Origin of the sequence: Pontiella sulfatireligans (genome assembly GCF_900890705.1) — a bacterium.
In the GTDB taxonomy this organism is placed as follows: Bacteria; Verrucomicrobiota; Kiritimatiellia; order Kiritimatiellales; family Pontiellaceae; genus Pontiella; species Pontiella sulfatireligans.
In genome coordinates this window covers 2,735,053-2,756,615 of sequence record NZ_CAAHFH010000002.1, presented here as the reverse complement: position 1 = coordinate 2,756,615, position 21,563 = coordinate 2,735,053, and the positions used below count along the sequence as shown (strand labels likewise).

Annotated in this window: 17 protein-coding genes and 1 pseudogene; 5 read left to right on the top strand and 13 right to left on the bottom strand. The window is 56.4% G+C overall.

All coding sequences use genetic code 11. The features are described from left to right. Positions 1–115 precede the first annotated feature (115 nt). The 3 genes from SCARR_RS24460 to SCARR_RS24450 form a co-directional block, all read right to left on the bottom strand. On the bottom strand, positions 116–958 hold the full coding sequence (locus SCARR_RS24460; protein ID WP_136064593.1) for a hypothetical protein: 843 nt from the start codon (positions 956–958) through the stop codon (positions 116–118). A gap of 338 nt (positions 959–1,296) precedes the next feature. Next, a complete protein-coding gene (locus tag SCARR_RS24455) occupies positions 1,297–2,019 on the bottom strand; it encodes a M23 family metallopeptidase (protein WP_136064591.1) in 723 nt (240 codons plus the stop codon). Between the two features lie 98 nt (positions 2,020–2,117). After that, positions 2,118–2,666 carry an AlkZ-related protein gene (locus tag SCARR_RS24450; RefSeq protein ID WP_136064589.1) on the bottom strand — a complete coding sequence of 183 codons (549 nt, stop codon included), beginning with the start codon at positions 2,664–2,666 and terminating at the stop codon, positions 2,118–2,120. A 199-nt stretch (positions 2,667–2,865) separates the two neighbouring features. On the opposite strand from SCARR_RS24450, the gene SCARR_RS24445 reads away from it, so the two are divergent. Together SCARR_RS24445 and SCARR_RS24440 are read left to right on the top strand one after the other, a co-directional pair. Beyond that, positions 2,866–3,702 (top strand): hypothetical protein, encoded by an 837-nt coding sequence (locus SCARR_RS24445; RefSeq protein WP_136064587.1) that lies wholly within the window; start codon positions 2,866–2,868, stop codon positions 3,700–3,702. A gap of 108 nt (positions 3,703–3,810) precedes the next feature. After that, a complete protein-coding gene (locus SCARR_RS24440; protein ID WP_136064585.1) occupies positions 3,811–5,289 on the top strand; it encodes a B12-binding domain-containing radical SAM protein in 1,479 nt (492 codons plus the stop codon). A gap of 9 nt (positions 5,290–5,298) precedes the next feature. On the opposite strand, the gene SCARR_RS24435 is transcribed toward SCARR_RS24440, so the two are convergent. The 5 genes from SCARR_RS24435 to SCARR_RS24415 form a co-directional block, all read right to left on the bottom strand. Continuing rightward, a complete protein-coding gene (locus tag SCARR_RS24435; RefSeq protein WP_136064583.1) occupies positions 5,299–5,619 on the bottom strand; it encodes a 4a-hydroxytetrahydrobiopterin dehydratase in 321 nt (106 codons plus the stop codon). Between the two features lie 15 nt (positions 5,620–5,634). Further along, positions 5,635–6,174, bottom strand: coding sequence for an isochorismatase family protein (locus SCARR_RS24430; RefSeq protein WP_168433582.1), 540 nt, complete (start codon positions 6,172–6,174; stop codon positions 5,635–5,637). Positions 6,175–6,256: 82 nt separating this feature from the next. Then, positions 6,257–7,609, bottom strand: a complete 1,353-nt coding sequence (locus SCARR_RS24425; RefSeq protein WP_136064579.1) for a sigma-54-dependent transcriptional regulator — start codon at positions 7,607–7,609, stop codon at positions 6,257–6,259. Positions 7,610–7,684: 75 nt separating this feature from the next. Then, positions 7,685–8,155 (bottom strand): four helix bundle protein, encoded by a 471-nt coding sequence (locus SCARR_RS24420; protein WP_136064577.1) that lies wholly within the window; start codon positions 8,153–8,155, stop codon positions 7,685–7,687. Positions 8,156–8,175: 20 nt separating this feature from the next. Beyond that, positions 8,176–9,351 (bottom strand): two-component system sensor histidine kinase NtrB, encoded by a 1,176-nt coding sequence (locus SCARR_RS24415; protein WP_168433581.1) that lies wholly within the window; start codon positions 9,349–9,351, stop codon positions 8,176–8,178. Between the two features lie 340 nt (positions 9,352–9,691). On the opposite strand from SCARR_RS24415, the gene SCARR_RS24410 reads away from it, so the two are divergent. Further along, positions 9,692–11,398 carry a GspE/PulE family protein gene (locus tag SCARR_RS24410; protein ID WP_168433580.1) on the top strand — a complete coding sequence of 569 codons (1,707 nt, stop codon included), beginning with the start codon at positions 9,692–9,694 and terminating at the stop codon, positions 11,396–11,398. A 6-nt stretch (positions 11,399–11,404) separates the two neighbouring features. Here SCARR_RS24410 and SCARR_RS24405 read toward each other — a convergent pair whose 3' ends face one another. From SCARR_RS24405 to SCARR_RS24385, 5 genes and pseudogenes are all read right to left on the bottom strand, one after another. After that, entirely contained in the window at positions 11,405–12,106 is a 702-nt protein-coding gene (locus SCARR_RS24405) for a hypothetical protein (protein ID WP_136064571.1), read from the bottom strand. 133 nt (positions 12,107–12,239) lie between these two features. After that, positions 12,240–12,410, bottom strand: a pseudogene (locus SCARR_RS24400) (magnesium chelatase subunit ChlI family protein); the annotation flags it as partial. 189 nt (positions 12,411–12,599) lie between these two features. Next, positions 12,600–13,541 carry a cysteine synthase A gene (cysK, locus tag SCARR_RS24395; RefSeq protein ID WP_222846437.1) on the bottom strand — a complete coding sequence of 314 codons (942 nt, stop codon included), beginning with the start codon at positions 13,539–13,541 and terminating at the stop codon, positions 12,600–12,602. Positions 13,542–13,719: 178 nt separating this feature from the next. After that, entirely contained in the window at positions 13,720–15,255 is a 1,536-nt protein-coding gene (locus SCARR_RS24390; RefSeq protein ID WP_136064567.1) for a YifB family Mg chelatase-like AAA ATPase, read from the bottom strand. Positions 15,256–15,486: 231 nt separating this feature from the next. After that, a complete protein-coding gene (locus SCARR_RS24385; protein ID WP_136064565.1) occupies positions 15,487–16,878 on the bottom strand; it encodes a cytochrome c peroxidase in 1,392 nt (463 codons plus the stop codon). 416 nt (positions 16,879–17,294) lie between these two features. Between SCARR_RS24385 and lon the strand changes: the two genes are divergently transcribed. Both lon and SCARR_RS24375 read left to right on the top strand, forming a co-directional pair. After that, positions 17,295–19,670, top strand: a complete 2,376-nt coding sequence (lon, locus tag SCARR_RS24380; protein ID WP_136064563.1) for an endopeptidase La — start codon at positions 17,295–17,297, stop codon at positions 19,668–19,670. A 101-nt stretch (positions 19,671–19,771) separates the two neighbouring features. Continuing rightward, the gene (locus tag SCARR_RS24375; RefSeq protein WP_136064562.1) at positions 19,772–21,559 is read left to right on the top strand and encodes a serpin family protein; all 1,788 of its coding nucleotides are present in this window, start codon (positions 19,772–19,774) and stop codon (positions 21,557–21,559) included. Positions 21,560–21,563: the final 4 nt, after the last annotated feature.

Here is a 21,563-nt window from a genome sequence, read left to right as displayed (position 1 = left end):
GGAGTAAAAAAATGCTTAACCTCCCTCCCATTACGCCCCCCCCCCCTTAACTTAGTGCCATTCGGGTCGGTCCTTGGATTTAAGCATTTCTTGTCTTTCTCCATAATTTTACTAACTACACATTCCAAAGGGAGCGGATGTATTTCAGGTAGGCGGGTTTGCTGTATGCCTTGCCTTGGTGAATTCTGAGATAATCGCGCATCAGCTTGTAGGCGATAGGCTTGATGGCGTTGTTGTCTTCCCAATAGCCGATGTGGCTGATGGGGTTGCCCATGCTGATGACGCCGCCGATCTCGGTGACGTAATCCATGTCGACGGCTTTTTTATAATGCGGGTTCAGTTCACGCAGCGGATAGCCAACAATATCTTCGTCATCAAGAACATTAATCCAGGCACCGTTGGGCCGTTCCACCTGAGCAGGACTGTCCGCTTTGGAGGGGTCGCCATAGCGTAAAGCCCAAACCGCGATGGGTGAGCCCAATGTAAACAGGTTCGTGGCGGTGATGTCGGCCGCATGATCGTATAGATAATTTGAGATAACAATCGTTCCTAAGCTGTGCGCCACAAAGGTGAATTCAATTTCGTCGTCTGCATACTCACTTCTTACTGCATCGATGACGGATTGAACCTTTTCATCAATCTCGTTGTAGACCTCGTCGCCCTCTCCTGTTTTTTGATAGGCAATGGCATCACCGGCAAAGGAGATCATAAATTTGCGCAGTTTAACCATGTCGAGGTCGTGTTTTTTATTCACCCGTTTCCACAACTCGGCTTGTGGTTCAGATGTAATTGGCGCCCAAATGACTTCGCGGCAGATGAGGTCCGGCGGAGTAACGGTGGCATCCTTTTTACGGAGCAACTTATCAAAAGCTTCCTGAAGTTTCTCCGCACTTTTATGGGAGTAGCCGGCATTCTGATTGCCGATGCCGTGTAGATAGATGACCGCTTGTTTCTTCATTCAAACCCCTTTGAATTTCAGGACGCTTTGTGCCTGAAACTATGGCGTTACTATACCTTTGAATTTACAGGGTCAAAAAAGTTTTACATATTTATTTATGCGTACGAATTGTAAGGTTTTACGCAGTTGCAACATTCGATGATTTTGTATCTTAGACCCATAAAACACGCACGATTAGTGCATGTTTGAATAGAATCGGGACCAATGGGACCGGGGTCAGAACTCAAGATTCAGGGCTGTTGCAGCTTCGTCTTGCCCTGCGAGCATTCGCATTCGGGTCAATCCATGTATGAAGCGAGTTTTTAAGGGCTTGGCGCGGCGCATTTCGCTTCGGCGGATTAGTAGAATACGAGGCCGTGGTTTTTCGGGTCGGCGTATCCATAGCCGTGCTCCGGGTCCCAGAAACCATAGGGCCAGGCGCCGATGGAGGACGCGGATTCCCGGAAGCTGTAGAACTCTTCCGTTCCCGAATCGCTGGGCCGGTAATAGCGGATTTCAAAGTGCAGGTGGGGTCCGCCGCGCGTTCCGGAATAGAGATGTTTTGAAATCAGATCACCTGCCTTGACCTGCTTGCCGTCCATGTGCAGACCGCCCGCTTCGTCGAGGTCGAGATCAACATGACCGTAGAGCGTAACCATCTTTCCCAGTATCTTGCCGTTCTTGTCTGTGACCGGTTTTGTGATCGCGATGTAGTGCCGATACTTCGGTGCGTCCCGGACGGTCGAAATAATTCCGTCATGCGCGGCAAACAGCTCCACTGCTGTTTCGCGGCCGCCAACATGCAAGTCCACCGCCGGATGATGCTGCTCGGTTCTAGTTGGACCTTTGCCGGCGCCGAACCGGCCCATGGATGGAACCCGGTATTCAGGAAGCTTTCCTTTGTCATCTTCCAAGGGATGATGGAGCATCGTCTTACGACTGGCGGCAATAAACGCATCCACCCTGTCGTGAATTGCATTATCCTTGTGGTACGCCGGCGTCAGCATATCCGGATGTTCTGCCCCGTGCAGCATGACAGGGAGCGCGACAACAACAAGAGCGTTAATCCAAATTGGTTTCATGGTTTAAATAACGCGCTTTTCATCAAAATATTGCCCAAGCAAAGGAACCTCGGCTATGGCATTCTCTTGTCTGGTGATTTTATAGCAGGAAGAAGCAATCAGCTTTCGTCGGAAATATATTTGTTCCAGATGTCGGAATAGACTTCCTCAAAGGAGAGCCAGGTGTCTTGTTCGGCGTCGCAGGCGCGGACAACATTCAATGAGATCTGCAGGTTTTTGAGCGCGGTGTCGAACTGGCTTTTTGAGCAGCCGGTTTCGTGAATGATTTCGTTCCGCAAATCCGGCGTGGTCCAAGGTTCAACGCGGATCTTTTCGAAGATCTGCCGCGCGAGCTGGTTCAACGAGCTGACGGATTTGTAGCTCGCCGGAAAATGCGTTTGTTCGAGAAAGTCCATATCCATCAAAACGGCAAAACCGCCTTTGATTTTTCCGTAGTAGATTTCGTTCGGGTAGTCGGACGGCAACTGGTTCTTCCAAGGCCAGACCGCCTCCATCCGCTCGCCCCACCCCGACTCGCCCGGCTGCTTTTCGGGCAGATCGACGTTTTCATACAGCGATGTATACAAAACCTTGTCCGAGGGGAAAATGGTGCAGATCTTTACCTCTTTAACGAAATCGCGGGCGTCTTCAAGCGTTTTGATCTTCATCGGGGCTCCCTTTGCTGGATTCACCCCGCAAATATAGATGCAGGATTGCTGCAGAGAAAATAAAATTCATCCCGCAACCGCACGCATTCCCGGCCGCCAGAAAGCAGGCTTCCATACCCCAGGCCAACCTGCTACGTTGCAACCGTTCGGCAACGTGTACCGAATGCGAGTGTTTCGAGAAAAATCTCCGGCGTGTATCATGAAAACCTATACAGCCTACATTCTGATGATTGCCGCAGTCCTCGGAACAGGGCTGGCCTACCGCGCCCAGCGGACTGAGCCCGAACAGAATATCGCCGAAGAGGTCGCCAAACCGAAGGAGCAGGTTGCCGCACCAGAAAACGATCCCATCGAGCTGAAAGCGGATATTCGCGCGTCACTGCCCCCTCAGCCAAAGCCCGCTCCAGCGCCCGAACCCCAGACAGCAGTCCGAGCAGCTCCGCCGAAAACCGCACCCAAAAAAACCGTTGCACAGCCCAAGCCGGCCCCAGCGAGCAAACAGAACGCCTACGCGCAATATTTGAAGCATGCAGCTCTGCGGTTTGAACAGTATCAGGAACAGCTCATTGCCGAAAATAATCCGGCAAGGCGATTGAATCTAATCCGGACCATCGCCCGAAATGTTCGCATCGACACGCTCACCACCATGGACTGGGCCATGAGCTTGGAAAACCCAACCGAGCAGCGAGCGGCCTTGGAGGCGATCAATCAAAACGCACTTAGCGGCATTGGCGCAAGAATCGAGGTAGATGCAACGGGCGTCCCGAAAATCAAGGAAACCACTATTCTCAGTGCCATTGCCTCCACGGGACAGGTCGAATCCGGAGATTATATTTCCGGCATGGTGAACGCGGACGGATCGATCGTCTATTTCAAGGGACGCCCCATCCAGCAAATCGTGCAGCTGCTGCGGGGTCAGCCCGGAACGGAAGTGCAGCTGATCATGGAAAGGCTGCCGGATGAAGAGAATGCCGAGCCCTACTCGTTCAATGTTCCCGTCCAACGCTCCTTGATCGTTATGCAACCCCCGTTTTGATAGGCCTCCAGCCGGCAACTCCCCCTCAGTCGGCTAAACGGGATATCCGCCCTTCATTATTCCAGAAGCAGGCTTGCCATTTCCGCCTTTGCGAACCATTATAAGTCCATGAGGACAATACTATTATATCCGAAATTTCCGGACACGTTCTGGAGCTTCAAGCATGCGTTGAAGTTTATCCGGAAGAAGGCCTCCCTTCCGCCGCTTGGGCTGCTTACCATCGCGTCGATGCTGCCGCCGGATTGGCAGAAACGGTTGGTCGATGTGAATGTGCAAAAGCTGACAGATGCGGATCTGGAATGGGCCGACGTAGTGCTCGTCAGCGCGATGGTGGCCCAGCGGACATCGACACACGAGCTTATCGCGCGCTGCAAGGCGGCAGGCAAGACCGTCATCGCGGGCGGACCGTTGTTCGGCATGGAACTCGCCGATTTTCCGCAGGTGGACCACTTCATTCTGCGCGAAGCCGAAACCACGCTGCCGGAGTTTCTGAAGGACTTCAAACAGGACCGTGCGCAGCGCGTTTACAGCGCAACGGCGTTTCCCGACATCCGCAAGACGCCGGCGCCGATGTGGGAGCTGGCGAATTTAAAGCGCTATGCGACGATGAGCATCCAGTTCTCGCGCGGGTGCCCATTCGATTGCGATTTCTGCAACATCACCGAGTTGTTCGGCCGCCAGCCGCGCACGAAGACCGGCGCACAGATCGTTGCGGAACTCGACAGCCTCTACCAGGTCGGCTGGCGAGGCTCCGTATTTTTTGTGGACGACAACCTGATCGGCAACAAGCAGCAGCTCAAACAGGATCTGCTGCCCGCGCTGATCGCGTGGAACAAAGGAAGGCAGAAGATTTCATTCAACACGGAGGCCTCCATCAACCTCGCCGACGATGCGGAGCTGATGCGACTGATGGTGGAGGCAGGCTTCAATACCGTCTTCATCGGCATCGAGACTCCCGATGAAGCATGCTTGGCCGAATGCTGCAAAAAACAGAACCGAGGACGCGATCTGCTGGCAAATGTTAAAAGCATTCAGAACGCAGGCATGCAGGTTCAGGCGGGATTCATCGTGGGCTTCGACAGCGATACGCCATCCATCTTCCAGCGACAGGTGGAGTTCATCCAGAAGAGCGGCATCGTCACGGCAATGGTCGGCCTGCTGCAGGCCATTCCCGACACGCGGCTCTACAAACGCCTCCAGCAAGAAGGCCGCATCCTGCGCAACCCCACCGGCGACAACGTAGACGGAACAACGAACTTTATTCCGCGGATGAATCTGGATGTCTTGAGCGACGGCTACAAAAGCATTCTGCGCCGGATCTATGCGCCGAGACCATACTACAAGCGCATCCGCATCTTTCTGCGCGAATACCGCCCACCCCGGATCAAGACCACGTTCAAATGGGGAAACCTGAAAACGCTGCTGTATTCCAGCGTCCGCCTCGGCATCGTCGGACGCGAACGCGTTCAATACTGGAACCTCATCATCTGGACCCTGTTCCGCCGGCCCGCCCTGCTGAAAACGGCCGTCACGCTTGCCATCTACGGCCACCACTTCCGCAAAGTCTGCGCCGCCATCGACGTCTGATCCTATGCGCTACAGCGCATCCAGCTTGGCGGCGCAGATAAAGTCGTTTTCCGACAGACCGCCAACAGCGTGGGTAGTGTAGGTGACGGCGCAGGTCTTGTAGCCCACCAGCAAATCCGGATGATGGTCCTCCTGATGCGAGACATAGGCCGAGGCGTTCACGAATGCCATCGTTTGGTAATAGTTTTTAAAGCTGAAGGTTTTCTTGATTTCATTTCCTTCGCGCACCCAGCCATCCAATTGCGCCAGCATCGCGTCCGCCTCTTCGGCTCTCAAAGGCGCAACGCCGCCTTCGCACGGTTTGCAGCTTTTCTTCGTCAGTTCGCTCATGGCCGTTCCTCCGTGTTATTTGATGAGCTTGAGAAGTTCCTTGAAGCGCGGGTCGGCGGCATCGCGGAGCAAGGCAAAAAGAAGGGTCTCCGTCGGCAGCGCTTTTGCGCCGGCGCCGCGCAAGGCCTGCAGCGCCAGCGCCTTGTTTTCCGGCGAGCGCGACGCAACCGCATCGGCCGCAATGAAAACCTCGCTTCCAAACTCCACTAGATCGATCGCCGTCTGATAGACGCATACGTGCGTTTCGATGCCCACGAGAATGAATTGTCGGCGGCCCAAGCGCTCAAGTTGTTCCATAAACTTCGGTTCGCCGCAGCAACTAAAGGAGGACTTCGAAACCGCCACCTCATCCGCGAGCATCGACTTGAACGGCTCGTTCGTCGGCCCCAGCTTCTCGGGGATCTGCTCGGTCGCGAGAATCGGCACCTCCAGCAACTGCGCGCAACGGATGAGCTTTTCAAGGTTGGCGTCAAGCGCCTCCTTCCCATCCATAATTTCATGCAGCCTGCCCTGAACGTCGATAAACACCAAAACCGCTTCGTCACGCTTCAACATATCTTCTCCTTTCGTAATTCGTAATATGCGCGTATCCGGCCTCAAACCAAGTAAAGAGAAATTACGCATTACTCGTTACGCATTACTGAATCCCATACTGATTAAGCTTGCGGTGCAGCGTGCGCCGGCTGATGCCGAGCCGCTCCGCCGCCTTGGTCCGGTTGCCCCCGGTTTTTTCCAAGGCCTGGATCACCATCCGCTTCTCCATTTCATCGACGGTTAGGTCGGCATTAATGTTCACTTCCCCGCCCCCGCTGGCCTGCTCGCGCACCTGCACGGGAATATCTTTCACATCGAGCACCGAACCGCGCGCCAGCACCACCATACGCTCCACCAGATTGCGCAGCTCGCGGATGTTGCCCGGCCACTTATATGCCGATAGCATCTCGTACGCCGCCGGCGTAAAGCCTTCGAACCGCTTGCCGTTCTCTTCGTTGAACACCGCGAGATAGTGGCTCAGCAACAGCAGGATATCGTCCTGCCGGTCGCGCAGCGGCGGGAGGGTAATGACCACGACGTAGAGGCGGTAAAACAAATCTTCACGGAAATCACCCTCGTCGACCATCGCCTTCAGGTCGCGGTTAGTGGCGGCAATCAGCCGCGCATCCACATCCACCGGCGTATCGCCGCCGACGCGCTCGACCTGCCGCTCTTCCAGCGCCCGCAGAATCTTCACCTGCACCGAAGCGTCGATCTCGCTGATTTCGTCGAGGAACAGCGAGCCGCCGTCGGCCTTCTCGAAGCGCCCGATCCGCCGCTCCATCGCGCCGGTGAACGCGCCCTTTTCATGGCCGAACAATTCGCTCTCCAGCAGGTTTTGCGAAAGCGCCGCGCAATGCACCGCCACAAACGCACCTTTGCTGCGCGAGCCAAGTTGGTGAATCGCTTTGGCCACCAGCTCCTTGCCGGTGCCGCTCTCGCCTTGGATCAACACCGTGGCGCGCGAACTGGCCACCTGACGGATCGTGTCGAACACCTCCTGCATCGGGGCGGAGCATCCGATAATATTTTCGAGGCCGTACTTGCTGTCGAGCTGCACTTTAAGCTGCTCGTTTTCCAGCTCGATTTTCTTGGCCTTGAGCACGCGGCCGAGCACCAGTTCCAGCTTGTCGAGGTTGATCGGCTTGGTCATGAAATCCGTCGCGCCGTGCTTCATCGCCTCCACCGCCAAGTCAACATCGCCGTAGGCCGTCAGAATAATGCAGACCAGCTCGGGGTTGTTGACCAGCGCCCGCTGCATCAGCGTAATGCCGTCCATGCCCGGCATACGGACATCGCTCAGCAGCACGTCGATCTTTTGGTTCGCAAGCACCTCCAGCGCGGAATTTCCGTTTTCAGCGGCGAACACATTATAGTCCCGCCGCAGCGCCCGCACCAACCCATCGCGCGCGCTCTTCTCGTCGTCAACAATCAGGATAGTTGGTTTTTTGTTCATGCATCCATTCCTTGCTTTAATCCGTCTTCGTGTGTCGTATTGCGTAATGCTTAATTCGTAATCCGTAATCCGTAATTAGAATGGAACCTCTACATCAAGAATGCCATGCACAACATATTCGGGAGATTCTTCACATACCTTTTGCTTTCCCTGCGCCCGTTGATCCAGAACCATTGTCAACAGAAGCTTGATGATCTCCGTCGATAGCCCTAAGCGATGCTGGGTCGGTTGTTCTCCCAGAACATGCCGCGCCCGATAGAACCATCCGCGCGTCTCCCTCGCGGAGCCCAGTGAATATTCATAAAAGCGCGCTCGATCCTTGGAACTTTGCTTGGAATAGCCCTCTTCAATGTTTGCGCAAATGGAACCGGCGGAGCGGTAAAGCTGGTCTGACAGCGATCGCATGCCCACAGTCTTTGCCAGCTTAACCACATCGAGCCAGACAATGTCGGCTAAGAATAGCGACAGTCTATACGCCTTCACCGCCCACAACGCATCGTCTTTCAAAACATCCGGCACACCTTTTTCCCATTCCGCATCGTTCATCCCAACTCCCGCATTACGCATTACTCATTATGGTGCGGAGCACCCAACAGATTCAGCCTCGCATCTTCCCTTGGAAATCTCAGGGTCAGCCTTGTTCCGCGGCCGAACTCCGTATTGATTTCAATCTCGCCGCCGTGGTCGCGCATGATGCGCTGGACAATCATCATACCAAGACCGGTGCCCTCGGTCTTGGTGGTGTAGTAGGGCTCGTAGATTGCTCCAAGCTGATCGGGGTCGATGCCGGGGCCGTTGTCTTCGAGCGCAACACTGACGAAACGGTCGGACACGTGTGTTTCAATTTTTAGGATGCCGCCGTCGTCCATCGCCTGCAGTGCGTTTTTGATCACGTTGAAAAAAACCTGCTTCACCTGCGTCTCGTCGACCGCCACCGGCGGGATTTTAGCGGGGAAGTCGGTCTCGATCAGCATGCGCCGGTCCTTGAGTTCGTGCTTCATGACCTCAAGGGTTTCCTCCACCAGCTCGCTCAGCCGGTGCGGCTTGCGTTCGGGCATCGACGGACGCAGCGCCTTAAGAAACTGGCGGATGATGGTGTCGAGCCGCGCCACCTCCTTGCGTGAAACATCAACGAGTTCCTTGAGCTCCGTCTTGGCCCCTTCGTTTTCAAGACAGCCGATTTCGCGGTCGAGCAGCTGCAGATGAATGTTGATGGAGTTGAGCGGATTCCCGATTTCGTGGGCGACTCCTGCCGCCAGCAGACTGAGAGCGTGCAGCCGCTCGGACTCGATCGACTCGGCGGTGCTTTCGCGCTCGCGGGTGACATCGCGGAAAATGACCACGGCCCCCTCCTCCTTTTCATCAACCGCCGCGAGGGGTACCACGTAAAACTCCATGAACCGGTGCTGGGGATAAGTAATCTCGATTTCGCGGCGAACCAGCTGGCTCCATTCGTATTCATCGAGATCAAGCACAAGGTCCCAGTGAATGTCCTTGAGATAGCGCTGGATGGGCGTTCCCTGCGCATTGGCCAACTTGAAGCCGAGAAACTGCTCGGCCGCGCGGTTGGCAAAACTGATCTGCGCCTCTGGATCCAATACGATAATGCCCTCTTCCAGAGCTTGGAAAATGGTTTCCATCAACCCCTTTTCCCGCGCAAGGCGCAGAAAGTAGGACTGCAGGCTGCCTTTGTCTAGATGGTCGAGCCGATCAACCAGCTTGTCGAAGAATTCGCGTTTCATGGACAGAACTGTGTCATTACGGCGCATTTCATGCAACTGCTTTCATCGCCACATAACATGCGCCAAAAAGTCGCCTCCAATTCGCAGACGCCACTTATATGCAATTTCCCGGCCGTCAAACCGTTTAGTTGCTGCACCGGGTCTGAATCGTCAGCGCCTTTTACCTCAAGGTTGCAGTGCGGGCCTCGCTGCTTGCAGAGGGCGCGCCCCCTTTGGGAGGCACGCACCACACCCAAAGGGGGAATGAACACCGAGGCCGCTAACGATTCAGGCACTGAAGGCTAATAATCAGTTGCATTTTACAAAATCGGAGTGGCACACTCTAAATACTATGTTGAAGATGAATCCGCGAATACACGATATCCTCGAGGCCACCGGCCTTTTCGAAAATAAACCGCTGGAAGCCCTGCTGGCCGATGCCCGCGAAAACGGCAAGCCGATCCGCGAAGCCGTGTTGGAGGGCGGCGCCATCAAGGAAGAGGAATTCCTCGAAAAGCTGGCCGGCGTGATGGGCCTCCCCTTCCTCCGGCTGAAGGAAGTTGAGGTTGAGAACGACATTCTACTGAAGCTGCCCACCAAGGCGATTTTCCAATACAACGTCATTCCGCTTGATGAGGATGACACCGGCTTAAGGGTGGCCACGTGCAATCCCTTCACGCCGGGACTGGTCGATGCGCTTCGCTTGGCGGCCGAATGCCGCATCCGGCTGGTGCTCAGCCCTTCCGACGACATCGACACCGCCGCCAAGAAGTTCTATGGCGTCGGCGCGGAAACCCTCGACCGCATGATGCAGGACGACCGCATCGATTTTGAAGACGAAGAAAGCCTGCTGAAGCAGGATTTGAGCGAGCTCGACCAAGAGGCCTCCGTGGTCAAGTTTGTGAACCAGATCATCTGGGAAGCATTCAAGGACCGCGCCACGGACATCCACATCGAACCGATGGAAATGGATCTGCGCATCCGCTACCGCGTCGACGGCGTGCTGCACGAAACGCCGATGCCGCCGCAGCTCAAACGCTTTCAGTCCTCGGTCATTTCGCGCATCAAGGTGATGGCCAACATGGATATCGCCGAAAAGCGCCTCCCGCAGGACGGGCGCATCAGCGTGCGCATCCGCGGTCAAGAGATTGACGTGCGTGTTTCCACCATGCCGACGGTCTATGGCGAAAGCGTCAGCCTGCGCCTACTGATGCGTGGAGGCGGTCTGGTAACCATGGGGGATCTGGGCCTGAACGACCACGACAGCTCGCTGCTTAAAAAAATGATCACCCGCCCCCACGGGATTCTGCTGGTAACCGGCCCGACCGGATCGGGCAAATCAACCTCGCTCTACGCCTGGCTCCACACCATTAACTCTGTCGACAAACGAATCATGTCGGCCGAAGACCCGATCGAATATGAAATGCCCGGCGTCAACCAAGTGCAGATGCGCCCGGAAATCGGGCTAAGCTTCGCCAGCACGCTCCGCACCTTCCTTCGCCAGGATCCAGACGTGATCATGGTCGGGGAAATCCGCGACAAAGAGACGGCGGAAATCTCCATCCGCGCAGCGCTTACAGGCCACTTGGTGTTCAGCACCATCCACACCAACGACTCCGCCAGCACCATCACCCGTTTGCTCGACATGGGCATTGAGCCGTTTCTGGTGGCCTCGTCCGTCGAGGGCATCGTGGCCCAGCGCCTGGTGCGCGGCCTCTGCAAAGCCTGCCGGCAACCGGTCGAGGTGGAGGAGGCATTCCTGCGAGAGCACAACTTCCCGATTGAACGCCTCGCAACCGAAGGGCCGATCTATGAAGCCGTCGGATGCGACGAATGCCGAGGGAACGGCTATAAAGGCCGAACCGGCATCTTTGAAATCCTGCCCGTCACCGACGAAGTCCGCCCGCTGATCATCGCCCACGCCTCGGCCAGTGCAATCAAGGCGCAGGCCCTTGCAGACGGCATGAAAACATTGCGCGAAGACGGCTGGGACAAAGTGCTCGCCGGAGTAACCACCATTGATGAAATCCTGCGCGTCTCTGAAGAAGCCGAATTCGACGAAGAATAAAGAAGCCTACTCCCCAGGAGGCAGAATGCCTTCCGCAACGAGCTGGCTATCCATATCTTCGGTGAGCGGAATCGGCAAAGGCGGCATGCCTGCACGGATGACTTCCATCTGATACTGCCGCAGGTTTTCGCGCACTTCTTCGCGCCGTTTCGCTTCCTCTTCCGGCGACAGCTTGGGTTCTGGCTCTTTTTTCGGTTCAGCCTGGCGGCGGAATCCGCCGCCAATGCGGCGGGGCTGTGGCTTCGCTGCCGGAGCGGCCTTGGCCGCCACCGCCTTGGCCAGCTCAAACTTCAACGACTTGCCGTTGCTCAGCAACGTGGCCGATGAGTTGCCTAAATCTATATTCTCAAGCTTCATGCCCCGAAAATTTTCGCCGACCCTAAGCATCACGCTTTTCGGGTCGCCCGGCTTCGCCTTAAGATTCTGGAATCCGGCGCGAACTTCACCCGTTTCGCTCTCAAGCAGAAAGCAGAGGCGCAGCTCTTTTTCCATCGCCTTGGCCGCGGCCGCGGCCGCGGCGGCATCCTTGGCGTTCTTGGCATTGGTTGCCTTCGCTGCGGCGGCCAGCGGATCGGCACCGAACGGAGAACGGTCAACAATCACCTCATAGCGTTCGCGGTTGTACTGCGCGGCGTCCGATGCAAACACTGCGGCAAAAACTGCGACAAGCATCGTGCTCATGATCCAGCTGACTTTTTTCTCACCCATTAAACGGTTCCTTTTCCAAACGATCAAAAATAATGTTTCCTCAGCTCCCATTCGTCAAGCGCAACCGAGCCTTCCATTCCATCGAAATAACGCATCAGCCCGCGGAATATTGCCCCAACAGCCCCCTTACGCCCTAAACCCACAGCTGCCGATCAAGCATTCGGCACTGAATGGCCTCGGTAATGTGGTTCGACTGAATGGCTTCAACGGCGGCGAGACCGGCGATGGTGCGGGCAACCTTTAGAATGCGGTCGTAGGCGCGGGCGCTAAAGTTTAGGTCGCTCACGGCAGTGCGGAGGATTTGCTAAACGGCGAACACACCAATTCTAAAATTCACAGACTGGCACCATGCCGCGCTGCCATCGGTGTCCGGCCATCCCGTCAGAGGTATGCTCGGAGTGCAGGGTCAAAGCCCGCCAGATAGGTCTCTGGCGGGATCTTTGAATGGAACATAGCGCTCGCAAAACCGGATGGATGGTTTCGCCGTCGGTGCTTAAATAAGCGCAGTGCTGAAATAGCGTTCGGCCCGGTCGGGCAGAATAGTAACGATGTTCTTATCCTTGCCGATCCTGTGGGAGAGCTCGATGGCCGACCAAATGTTGGCGCCGGAAGAGGTTCCAACCAGAGCGCCCTCTTTCAAGGTAAGGTTGCGCGCGGTTTCAATGGCGTCATCGTCGGTGACCGTGATGACGTCGTCGATCATCGAGACATCCAGCACATCGGGAATGAATCCATCGCCGATCCCCTCGATCTTATGCAGGCCGGGTTCATGGCCCAATAGGGCCGAGACATTGGCCGGCTCAACGGCAACCACCATAATATCCGGATCTTTTTCTTTCAGGAATTTGCCGACGCCGGCCAGGGTTCCCCCGCTGCCAACCCCCGCGACAAAGGCATCCACTTGTCCTTCCATCTGCTTCCAGATTTCCGCGGCGGTCGTCTTGTAGTGAATTTCGGGATTGCCGGGATTGGTGAACTGGCCGGGAATGTAGAGATCGGGAATATCCCTCTTCAACTCTTCAAGCTTGGCCAGGCACCCGTTCAGGCTCTCCTCCGCCGGGGTGCAGATCAGCTCGCCTCCGAAGGCCCGGATAATCTTGCGGCGTTCCACGCTCATGTTGTCGGGCATTACAATGATGACGCGATAGCCCTTATGGACGCCAACGAATGTAACGCCGATTCCAGTGTTGCCGGAGGTCGCCTCGGCAATCACCATGCCCGGCTTCAGCTCGCCGCTCTTCTCGGCCTGCTCGATCAAATGCCGCGCCACGCGATCCTTCACGCTGCCGCCCGGATTCAGGTACTCCGCTTTGGCATAGATTGGAAAATCGGTGATCTTCTCCAATCGCAACAGCGGCGTGTTGCCGATCGTATTTAAAATGTTGGTGTAGTATTCCATTCCAGCCGTCCCGCCGGCGCACCGCCGGTTTTTCATGCATTAGATTTGGAACCCAAAACCAAAAATCTCAAACAAAGGATCCCTTTAAATGCCAAAAGGTAACGCAGCGCAAACCGCACCTGCAACCCTAAACAGATTGCATGACGAAGCGCGGACAGGATCATATCTCTGCGGCGGAGTCGCCTTGGTCCGTTTATTCAGCTTGTTCCCTTCCTCAAACCCAAAGCTGCCGGTCGAGCGTCCGGTATTGGATGGCTTCGGAAATGTGGTTGGGTTGGATGGCGGCGGCACCAGCGAGGTCGGCAATGGTGCGAGACACCTTTAAAATCCGGTCGTAGGCGCGGGCGCTGAAGTTGAGGTCGCTCATGGCGGTGCGGAGGATTTGCTCGGCATCGGATTCCAAGCGGCAAACCTGGTGGAGCGTCTTGCTGCGCATGTTGGCGTTGCAATGGGTGCCGGGCTGGTTTTTATATCGCTCCTGCTGGATTTCGCGGGCGGCGACGACGCGCTGACGGATCCCGGCCGACGGCTCGCCTTTTTCCAGCTTGGTGATCTGCTCGTAGGAGATGGCGGGCACTTCGACGTGGATATCGATGCGGTCGAGCAGCGGGCCGGAAATCTTGCTGCGGTAGCGGGCAATCTGCGTCGGCGAACAGCGGCATTCGCGCTTGGGATCGGTTTGGTAGCCGCACGGGCACGGGTTCATGGCGGCCACGAGCATGAAGCGGCACGGATAGGTGACGCTGGCGGCGGCGCGGGCGATGGTCACCTCACCGTCCTCGAGCGGCTGGCGCATGACTTCGAGCACGCTGCGCTGGAACTCGGGCAGCTCGTCAAGGAACAACACGCCGTTGTGGGCCAGGCTGACCGCACCGGGCATCGGGTTGGTGCCGCCACCGAGCAGGCCGGCATCGGAAATGGTGTGGTGCGGCGAATGGAACGGCCGTTTGGCCACCAGCGCCTGATGCGACTTCATCGAACCGGATATGCTGTGAATCTTGGTGGTCTCCAGCGCCTCGTCGAGCGACATTGGCGGGAGTATGGAAGGCAGCCGCTTGGCGAGCATGCTCTTCCCGGTGCCCGGCGGACCGATCATAAGTAAATTATGAGAACCAGCGAGTGCTACTTCGAGCGCCCGCTTGGCAAACTCTTGCCCTTTCACATCGGAAAAGTCGTCTTCGTAGAGACTGTTCGCCTCGAACACGGATTTTATATCGAGCTGGTAGGGATCAATCTTGAAGTCCTGATTAAGGAAGTCGGCCGCTTCGCGCAGGGTGCGGACGGGGAATACCTTGATGCCGTCAACGACCGCCGCCTCTTCGGCGTTTTCGGCCGGAACCATGACGGCCTTGTACCCGGCTTTTCGCGCCATAAGCGTAATCGGCAACACGCCGCGCACCTTGCGCACCACACCGCTAAGCGCCAGCTCGCCGACCATGCAGATGCGCGGAAGCAGGTCGGTGTTCATATCGTCGAGCGCGGCAATGATGCCCAGCGCAATGGGCAGATCGAAACTCGGCCCCTCCTTTTTCATATCGGCCGGCGCAAGGTTGATGGTGGTGCGCCCCATCGGCGGGCGGAAACCGGAATTGATCAGCGCCGTCCAGACGCGGTCGGAGCTTTCCTTCACGGCGGCGTCGGGCAGCCCGACGATAACGACCTTGGGTTCGCCATGCCCGGCATTGACCTCGATTTCCACCGGATAGGCCTCGATCCCCACCACTGCCCCTGAATTGATTTGTGAAAGCACGACACCCCCTTGCCTAAAACCGCATAAAGATACGAAGAGTAAACCCTTTCAAGCACCGACAACCGAGCAAAAACAGCATGCAGTTCGAGCTCAACGCTGGGCACGCCTATGGCGATTATTATGCCACGCCGAAACTTTCGGCCACCAACCCGGCATCTTCTACCTGATCGAGACACAGTCTCGTTCTCCCGCAACCCCAAACACGACAGCCACAGACGTTGGGGGTATGGGTTAGAGTTGTTCGCCGTTAAGAACGCCGCTGTTTTTCATCAGCATGGCGGCTATTTTTGCCACATCGTCATCCGAAAGCGGTTTCCTGTTTAGCTCAGGAACAAAGAAGTTGTTCATGATCGAAATCACTTCTTTCAGGTCGGTGAGATTGCCGTCGTGCAGGTATGGCCCGGTGAGGGCGACGTTCCGCAGGAGCGGGACCTTCAGCTTGTAGCGGTCGTCTTCGTTCTTCGTGGCGTTCACGCGGCCGAATTCAGCGTCGCCCGGCTCGATGCCCCGGAACGAGTAATAAGCAGCCGGGTCAACCGCTTTCTCGAACGACTGCCCGCCCATGGCTTTACCGGCGTGGCACGTTGCGCAACTATGCTCGCTGAAGAGGATGAATCCCGTTATTTCCGAGTCCGTGAGCGCAGTGTCGTCGCCCTTCAAGTATTGGTCGAGGCCGCTGTTTGGCGTGATCAGCGTTCTTTCAAACTCGGCAATGGCGTCGGTAATGTTTTTGTCGTTCCACTGCTCCATGCCGTAAACCGTTTTATACAGAGCGGTCAGACCGGCATCCTTGGAGAGCTTGCCGGCAACCTGCTCCCAGTTGGTATCCATCTCAATGGGATTAAGCGGAGGGCCGCCGGCCTGATCGGCAAGATCTTTGGCCCGTCCATCCCAAAATTGAAGCACGTTGAACATGGCGTTGAGCGAGGTTGGAGCGTTGATGCCGCCAACCTGGTTGCGCACGCCGGTGGAGAACTGGGCGTGGTCGGTGCCGCCTTTTTTGAGATCGTGGCAGCTGGCGCAGGAAACCGTGTCGTCGCCGGAAAGGCGTTTGTCGTTGTAGAGCATCTCGCCAAGTTTGGCCTTTGCTGCATCGACGCCCCCCGGCCACATGTCGGGCAGCGGCTGCACCGGATGGCCGGCGAACGCGGCAGAGGCCAGGCCTGTGCTAAACTTCGCCGCCCGCACCTGGTGAATCCAATCAAGGACAGCCTGCTTTTCCTGGTCGGACAGCTTTCCGTTCCAGTGCAGCGCCAAGAAAGGCGGAATGGGCATAGTGTCCAGCTTAATGGTCTGCTCCAGTTTGGCGAGCAAGACTTCGTTTCCCCCGCCTGCGGCAAAGAGCTGTTGCAAATCGCATATTCTTTCGCCGGCTTCAATGTGCTTGCCGATCATTGCGCTGGCAACGGGCAGCTTGGCATAGAAGGGCAGAGCCGGCTCCTTGCTGTGGCACATCAGGCATTTGGCGCCAATCACCTCTTTGGCGAGCTCCATCTCTGAGGAAGTTGCCTTAATGCTGGACCAGCTTTCAGAAACTGGAATACCGATCATCATATTGCTGAGACCCAGAACAACAAAACCGACTACGCCAAGTGCAATGAGTGAAATCATGACTTTTTTCATGTGCTCTATCCTCCCTGCCGGACAGCCGGCGTTTTGAATGGTAAAAAAATATTATGCATTTCATGCCCGCACGCAAGATTTAAGACATACAAAGCTTTTTCATACCCCGCCCCTACATTCATTCTTTGTGAACAGGTTTGGATAACCAATGAACAACGCGCCGTCTGTCCGCCGCACTGCACCGGATGAAAACCCAACCAAAACAAAAGACAGGATCTCGAAAAAACCCGCATTGAAAATGCACTGCCGGCCGGCCCTCCTCGAACAAATCAATACCCAAGGATTGAAATCCTCCAATCCCTGTTTTTTTTGCGCGCATTTTTCCAGACATTCGAACCTCTCTGCCCTACTCTCTCAACCATTGAAAAACCCAGTTTTCCTTAATAACGATTAACAAATAACCGACAACTTTTTTTATGAGTGCACACGAAGATACAACCGACGTTGAAATTGAAGTCGTCCCCGAACAGGACGTCCCCGACTTGCTGCCGGTGATGCCGCTGAAAAACTTCGTCCTCTTCCCGCAGATGGTCACCCCATTGGTGATCACCACCGACGAGTCGAAGAAGCTGGTCACGGAACTTTCTACCCGCACCCCCCACTTCATCACCACGCTCCAGCGCAAGGACGAGATCGACGAAACCAACCTGACCAAGGACGATGTCTACCGCGTGGGCTGCGTCGCCCGCATGATTAAGACGCTCAACTTTCCCGACGGCTCAACACACATCCTCGTCGAAGGCCTCTCGCGCTGCGAACTTCAAGACTTAATCAACGAAGAGGAGTACCCCACCGCCCACTACAACATGATCGAAGACGCCGAAGACGACTCGCTCGAGCTCGAGGCGCTGGGCCGCAATGCGTCGGAGCAGTTCCAGCATATCGTCACGATGTCGCCCAACATGCCCGACGAGCTCTCCATTGCCATCTTTAATATGGAATCTGCATCGCAGCTCTCCGACCTGATTGCCACCAACCTGCCGGTCCCGGTCGAGGTGCGCCAGAAGCTGTTGGCCGACAAACATCCGGCAAACCGGCTGAAAAAGCTGATGGAATTTCTCAATCGCGAGCTCCAGATCCTCAAACTCGGCAGCAAGATCGAAAACAAAGTCCACGAAACCTTCAGCAAAACCCAGCGCGAGATTTTCCTGCGCGAACAGCTCAAGGCCATCCAAACAGAACTCGGCGAAGACGATCCGCAGGCCAACGAAATCCTTGAACTCGAGAAAAAGCTCGCGGAAGCCCAGCTGCCTAAAGAGGCCGGCGAAGCCGCCGAAAAAGAACTGCAGCGCCTCAAGGCCGTGTCATCGGCCTCGCCCGAGCACGGCGTCATCCGCACCTACCTCGACGTCCTCTCGGAGCTGCCTTGGGAAAAAAGCACCGAAGACCACCTCGACATCCTCGCCGCCCAGAAGATTCTCGACAAAGACCACTACGGCCTTGAAAAGGTGAAGGAGCGCATCCTCGAATACCTCTCCGTGCTCAAGCTCAAGAAGGACATGAAGGGGCCGATCCTCTGCCTTGCCGGACCGCCCGGCGTGGGCAAAACCTCGCTCGGCAAATCCGTTGCACGAGCTTTGGGCCGCGAATTTGTCCGCATGTCGCTCGGAGGCATGCACGACGAAGCCGAGATCCGCGGCCACCGCCGCACCTATATCGGCGCCATGCCCGGACGCATCATCGAGAGCATCCGCCGCTGCGGCGCCAACAATCCCGTCTTCATGCTCGACGAAATCGACAAGGTTGGCTCCGACTTCCGGGGCGACCCTGCCTCCGCTCTGCTCGAAGTGCTCGATCCCGAGCAAAACTCCACCTTCAACGACCACTACCTCGACGTCGAGTTCGACCTCTCCAAAGTGCTCTTCATCACCACCGCCAACATGCTCGACACCATCCCCGGCCCGCTGCGTGACCGCATGGAGATCATCCGCATCTCCGGCTACACCCTGCAGGAAAAGGTAAACATTGCCCGGCGCTACCTCGTCCCCAAGGCCATCCGCGAACACGGCCTCAAGCGCACGCAGATCAAGTTTAATGCCGAAGCGCTCGAAGGCATCATCAGCGGCTACACCGCCGAGGCCGGCGTCCGCAGCCTCGAACGCCAGATCGCCAATGTCTGCCGAAAGGTGGCCCGCGGCTTCGCCGAAGGCAAGACCCGCCCGGTCGAAGTCACCGGCCGTAAAATCAAAGGCTTCCTCGGCCCGGTCAAAGTGGACAAAGATGTCGCCGAACGCGACGCCATGCCCGGCGTCGTGACGGGCCTCGCCTGGACCCCCTACGGCGGCGACATCCTCTTTATCGAAGCCACCTGCATGGCCGGCAAAGGCGGGCTGATCCTCACCGGTTCGCTCGGCGACGTAATGAAGGAATCCGCCCGCGCGGCACTCAGCTACCTCCGCGCCAACGCCGCCACCTTTAAAATCGACGAAGCCGTATTCGCCAAGTCCGACATCCACATCCACGTGCCCGCCGGCGCCACCCCGAAGGACGGCCCCTCCGCCGGCGTCGCCATTTCGCTGGCCATCCTTTCGATGCTGCAGAACAAGCCCGTCCGCCCCGACCTCGCCATGACCGGCGAGATTTCGCTGCGCGGCCGCGTGCTGCCCATCGGCGGCCTGAAGGAAAAGGTGCTCGCCGCGTCGCGCGCCGGCATCAAGCACATCATGCTGCCCGAGAAGAACAAGATCGATCTCGCCGAAATCCCGGCCGACGTCAAAAAGAAGCTGACCTTCAAAACGGTCAAAAACATCGACCAGGCCCTGCGCTATGCGCTGAAGCTTTCTGCTGAATAAAATGAACAGAATGATTATGGACAGAATAATTCAAGCGGACGCAGAGCAATCATTCTGCCCATAATTATTCTGTCATCATCACTACGATTGAGGTGAGTCCTTTGAAAATATTATTATTAGCCAGTCTAGTTTCCCTGTTTGCTTGTGGCTGCCATGCCGCGCCGATCCCCGCCGACGACATTCTGGCGTTTGTCCGCACCAAACTGCCGGACGAGCCGATCAAACTGACCGGCACACTGAAGGTGCGCGAAAAGAACGGATTCACCTCCGACAGCCTGCCGGTCGAAATGGACCTGGACTGGGGCGCTGAAGCACCCGTTGCTGAATATCGCATCGATCATGAAACGCTGAATATTACCTGGAACAACGAGCAACCCAGCTACCGTTTTTCCAACGAGGAGAACACGCCTTCTTCCACCATCCTCGGCACCGGCCTCACTTGGGCCGACTTGAGTTTTTCCGTCTTGTGGTGGCCCAACTCCCAGCTGATAGACGAAGAAAAAAAAATTAACCGCGAATGCTACGTGGTCGATGTCCCCGTCCCCGATTCAAAAAACACCATGCGCCTTTGGATCGAGAAAAAGATGGGCATGCTGCTCGAAGCCCAGACGCTCGACGCCAAGAAAAAACAGATTGGCCGTCTGAAAATCAAAAGCATCAAAAAGATGGACGGCATGTGGGTCGCCAAAGATCTGGAACTGCTGGACAAAAAAACAGGCAGCAAAACCACCTTGCAGATCACCGATCTCAAATGGAAAAACCCCCAACCCACGGCAGCGGCGTTCGACTCGGCCGAGTCCGTCAACCAGCTGACCTTCGAGATCTATCAAAAGCTTGCCGCCGAAAGCGAAGGCAACCTGTTCCTTTCGCCCTACAGCATCTCGTCCGCGCTGGCGATGGTCTACGGCGGCGCCCGCGGCGAAACCGCCGAACAGATCAACAGCACGTTCCGCTTCGGCGGACAAGGCGCCACCCACCCTGCGTTTTCCTATCTGCGGAAAAGACTCAATCGCATCGAAGAAAAAGGCGAGGTGCAGCTCAGCGTCGCCAACGCGCTCTGGCCCCAAGTGGACTACAAATTCCTGCCCGACTATCTGGCCATGACCAAGGAATACTACGGCAGCGAAATCGAGGCGATCGACTACAAGGCCGACGCTGACGCCGCGCGCAAAAAAATCAACCGCTGGGTCGAAGGCAAAACCAACGACCGCATCAAGGATCTGATCCCCGCAGGCATGCTCGATCCGCTCACCCGCCTCGTGCTCGCCAACGCCATCTACTTCAAAGGCGATTGGGCCAGCCAGTTTAAAGCCGAAGCCACCCATGACGTTCCGTTCATTCTAGAGCCGGGCAAAACCGTTGACGTGCCGATGATGTCGCAGACCGGCGACTTTAACTTTTCGTACAACAAAACCTTTCAGACTCTGAAACTGCCCTACGAAGGCGACGACCTTTCCATGCTCCTCCTCCTGCCCACCTCGTCCGACGGACTCCCGGCGCTGGAAAAAGACCTTACGCTGGAACTGGTCAACAGCCTCCAGTTCAACAAGCAGGAAATCATGGTCTTCCTCCCCAAGTTTAAACTGGAATCGGAATTCAGCCTCGCCAGCACCCTGGCAGCCATGGGCATGCCTTTGGCCTTTTCGAAGGGCGCTGACCTCTCCGGCATGGATGGATCCAAAAATCTCTTCATTGGCGCAGTGGTCCACAAGGCTTTCGTGGAAGTAAACGAAGAAGGCACCGAAGCCGCGGCCGCCACCGCCGTCGGCATCCGCACCACCAGCATGCCGCTCATGTTCGAGGCCAACCGTCCCTTCCTTTTCCTCATCCGCGAAAACAGCACCGGCGCCATCCTCTTCATCGGCCGGGTAACCGATCCATCAAAGTAGACAC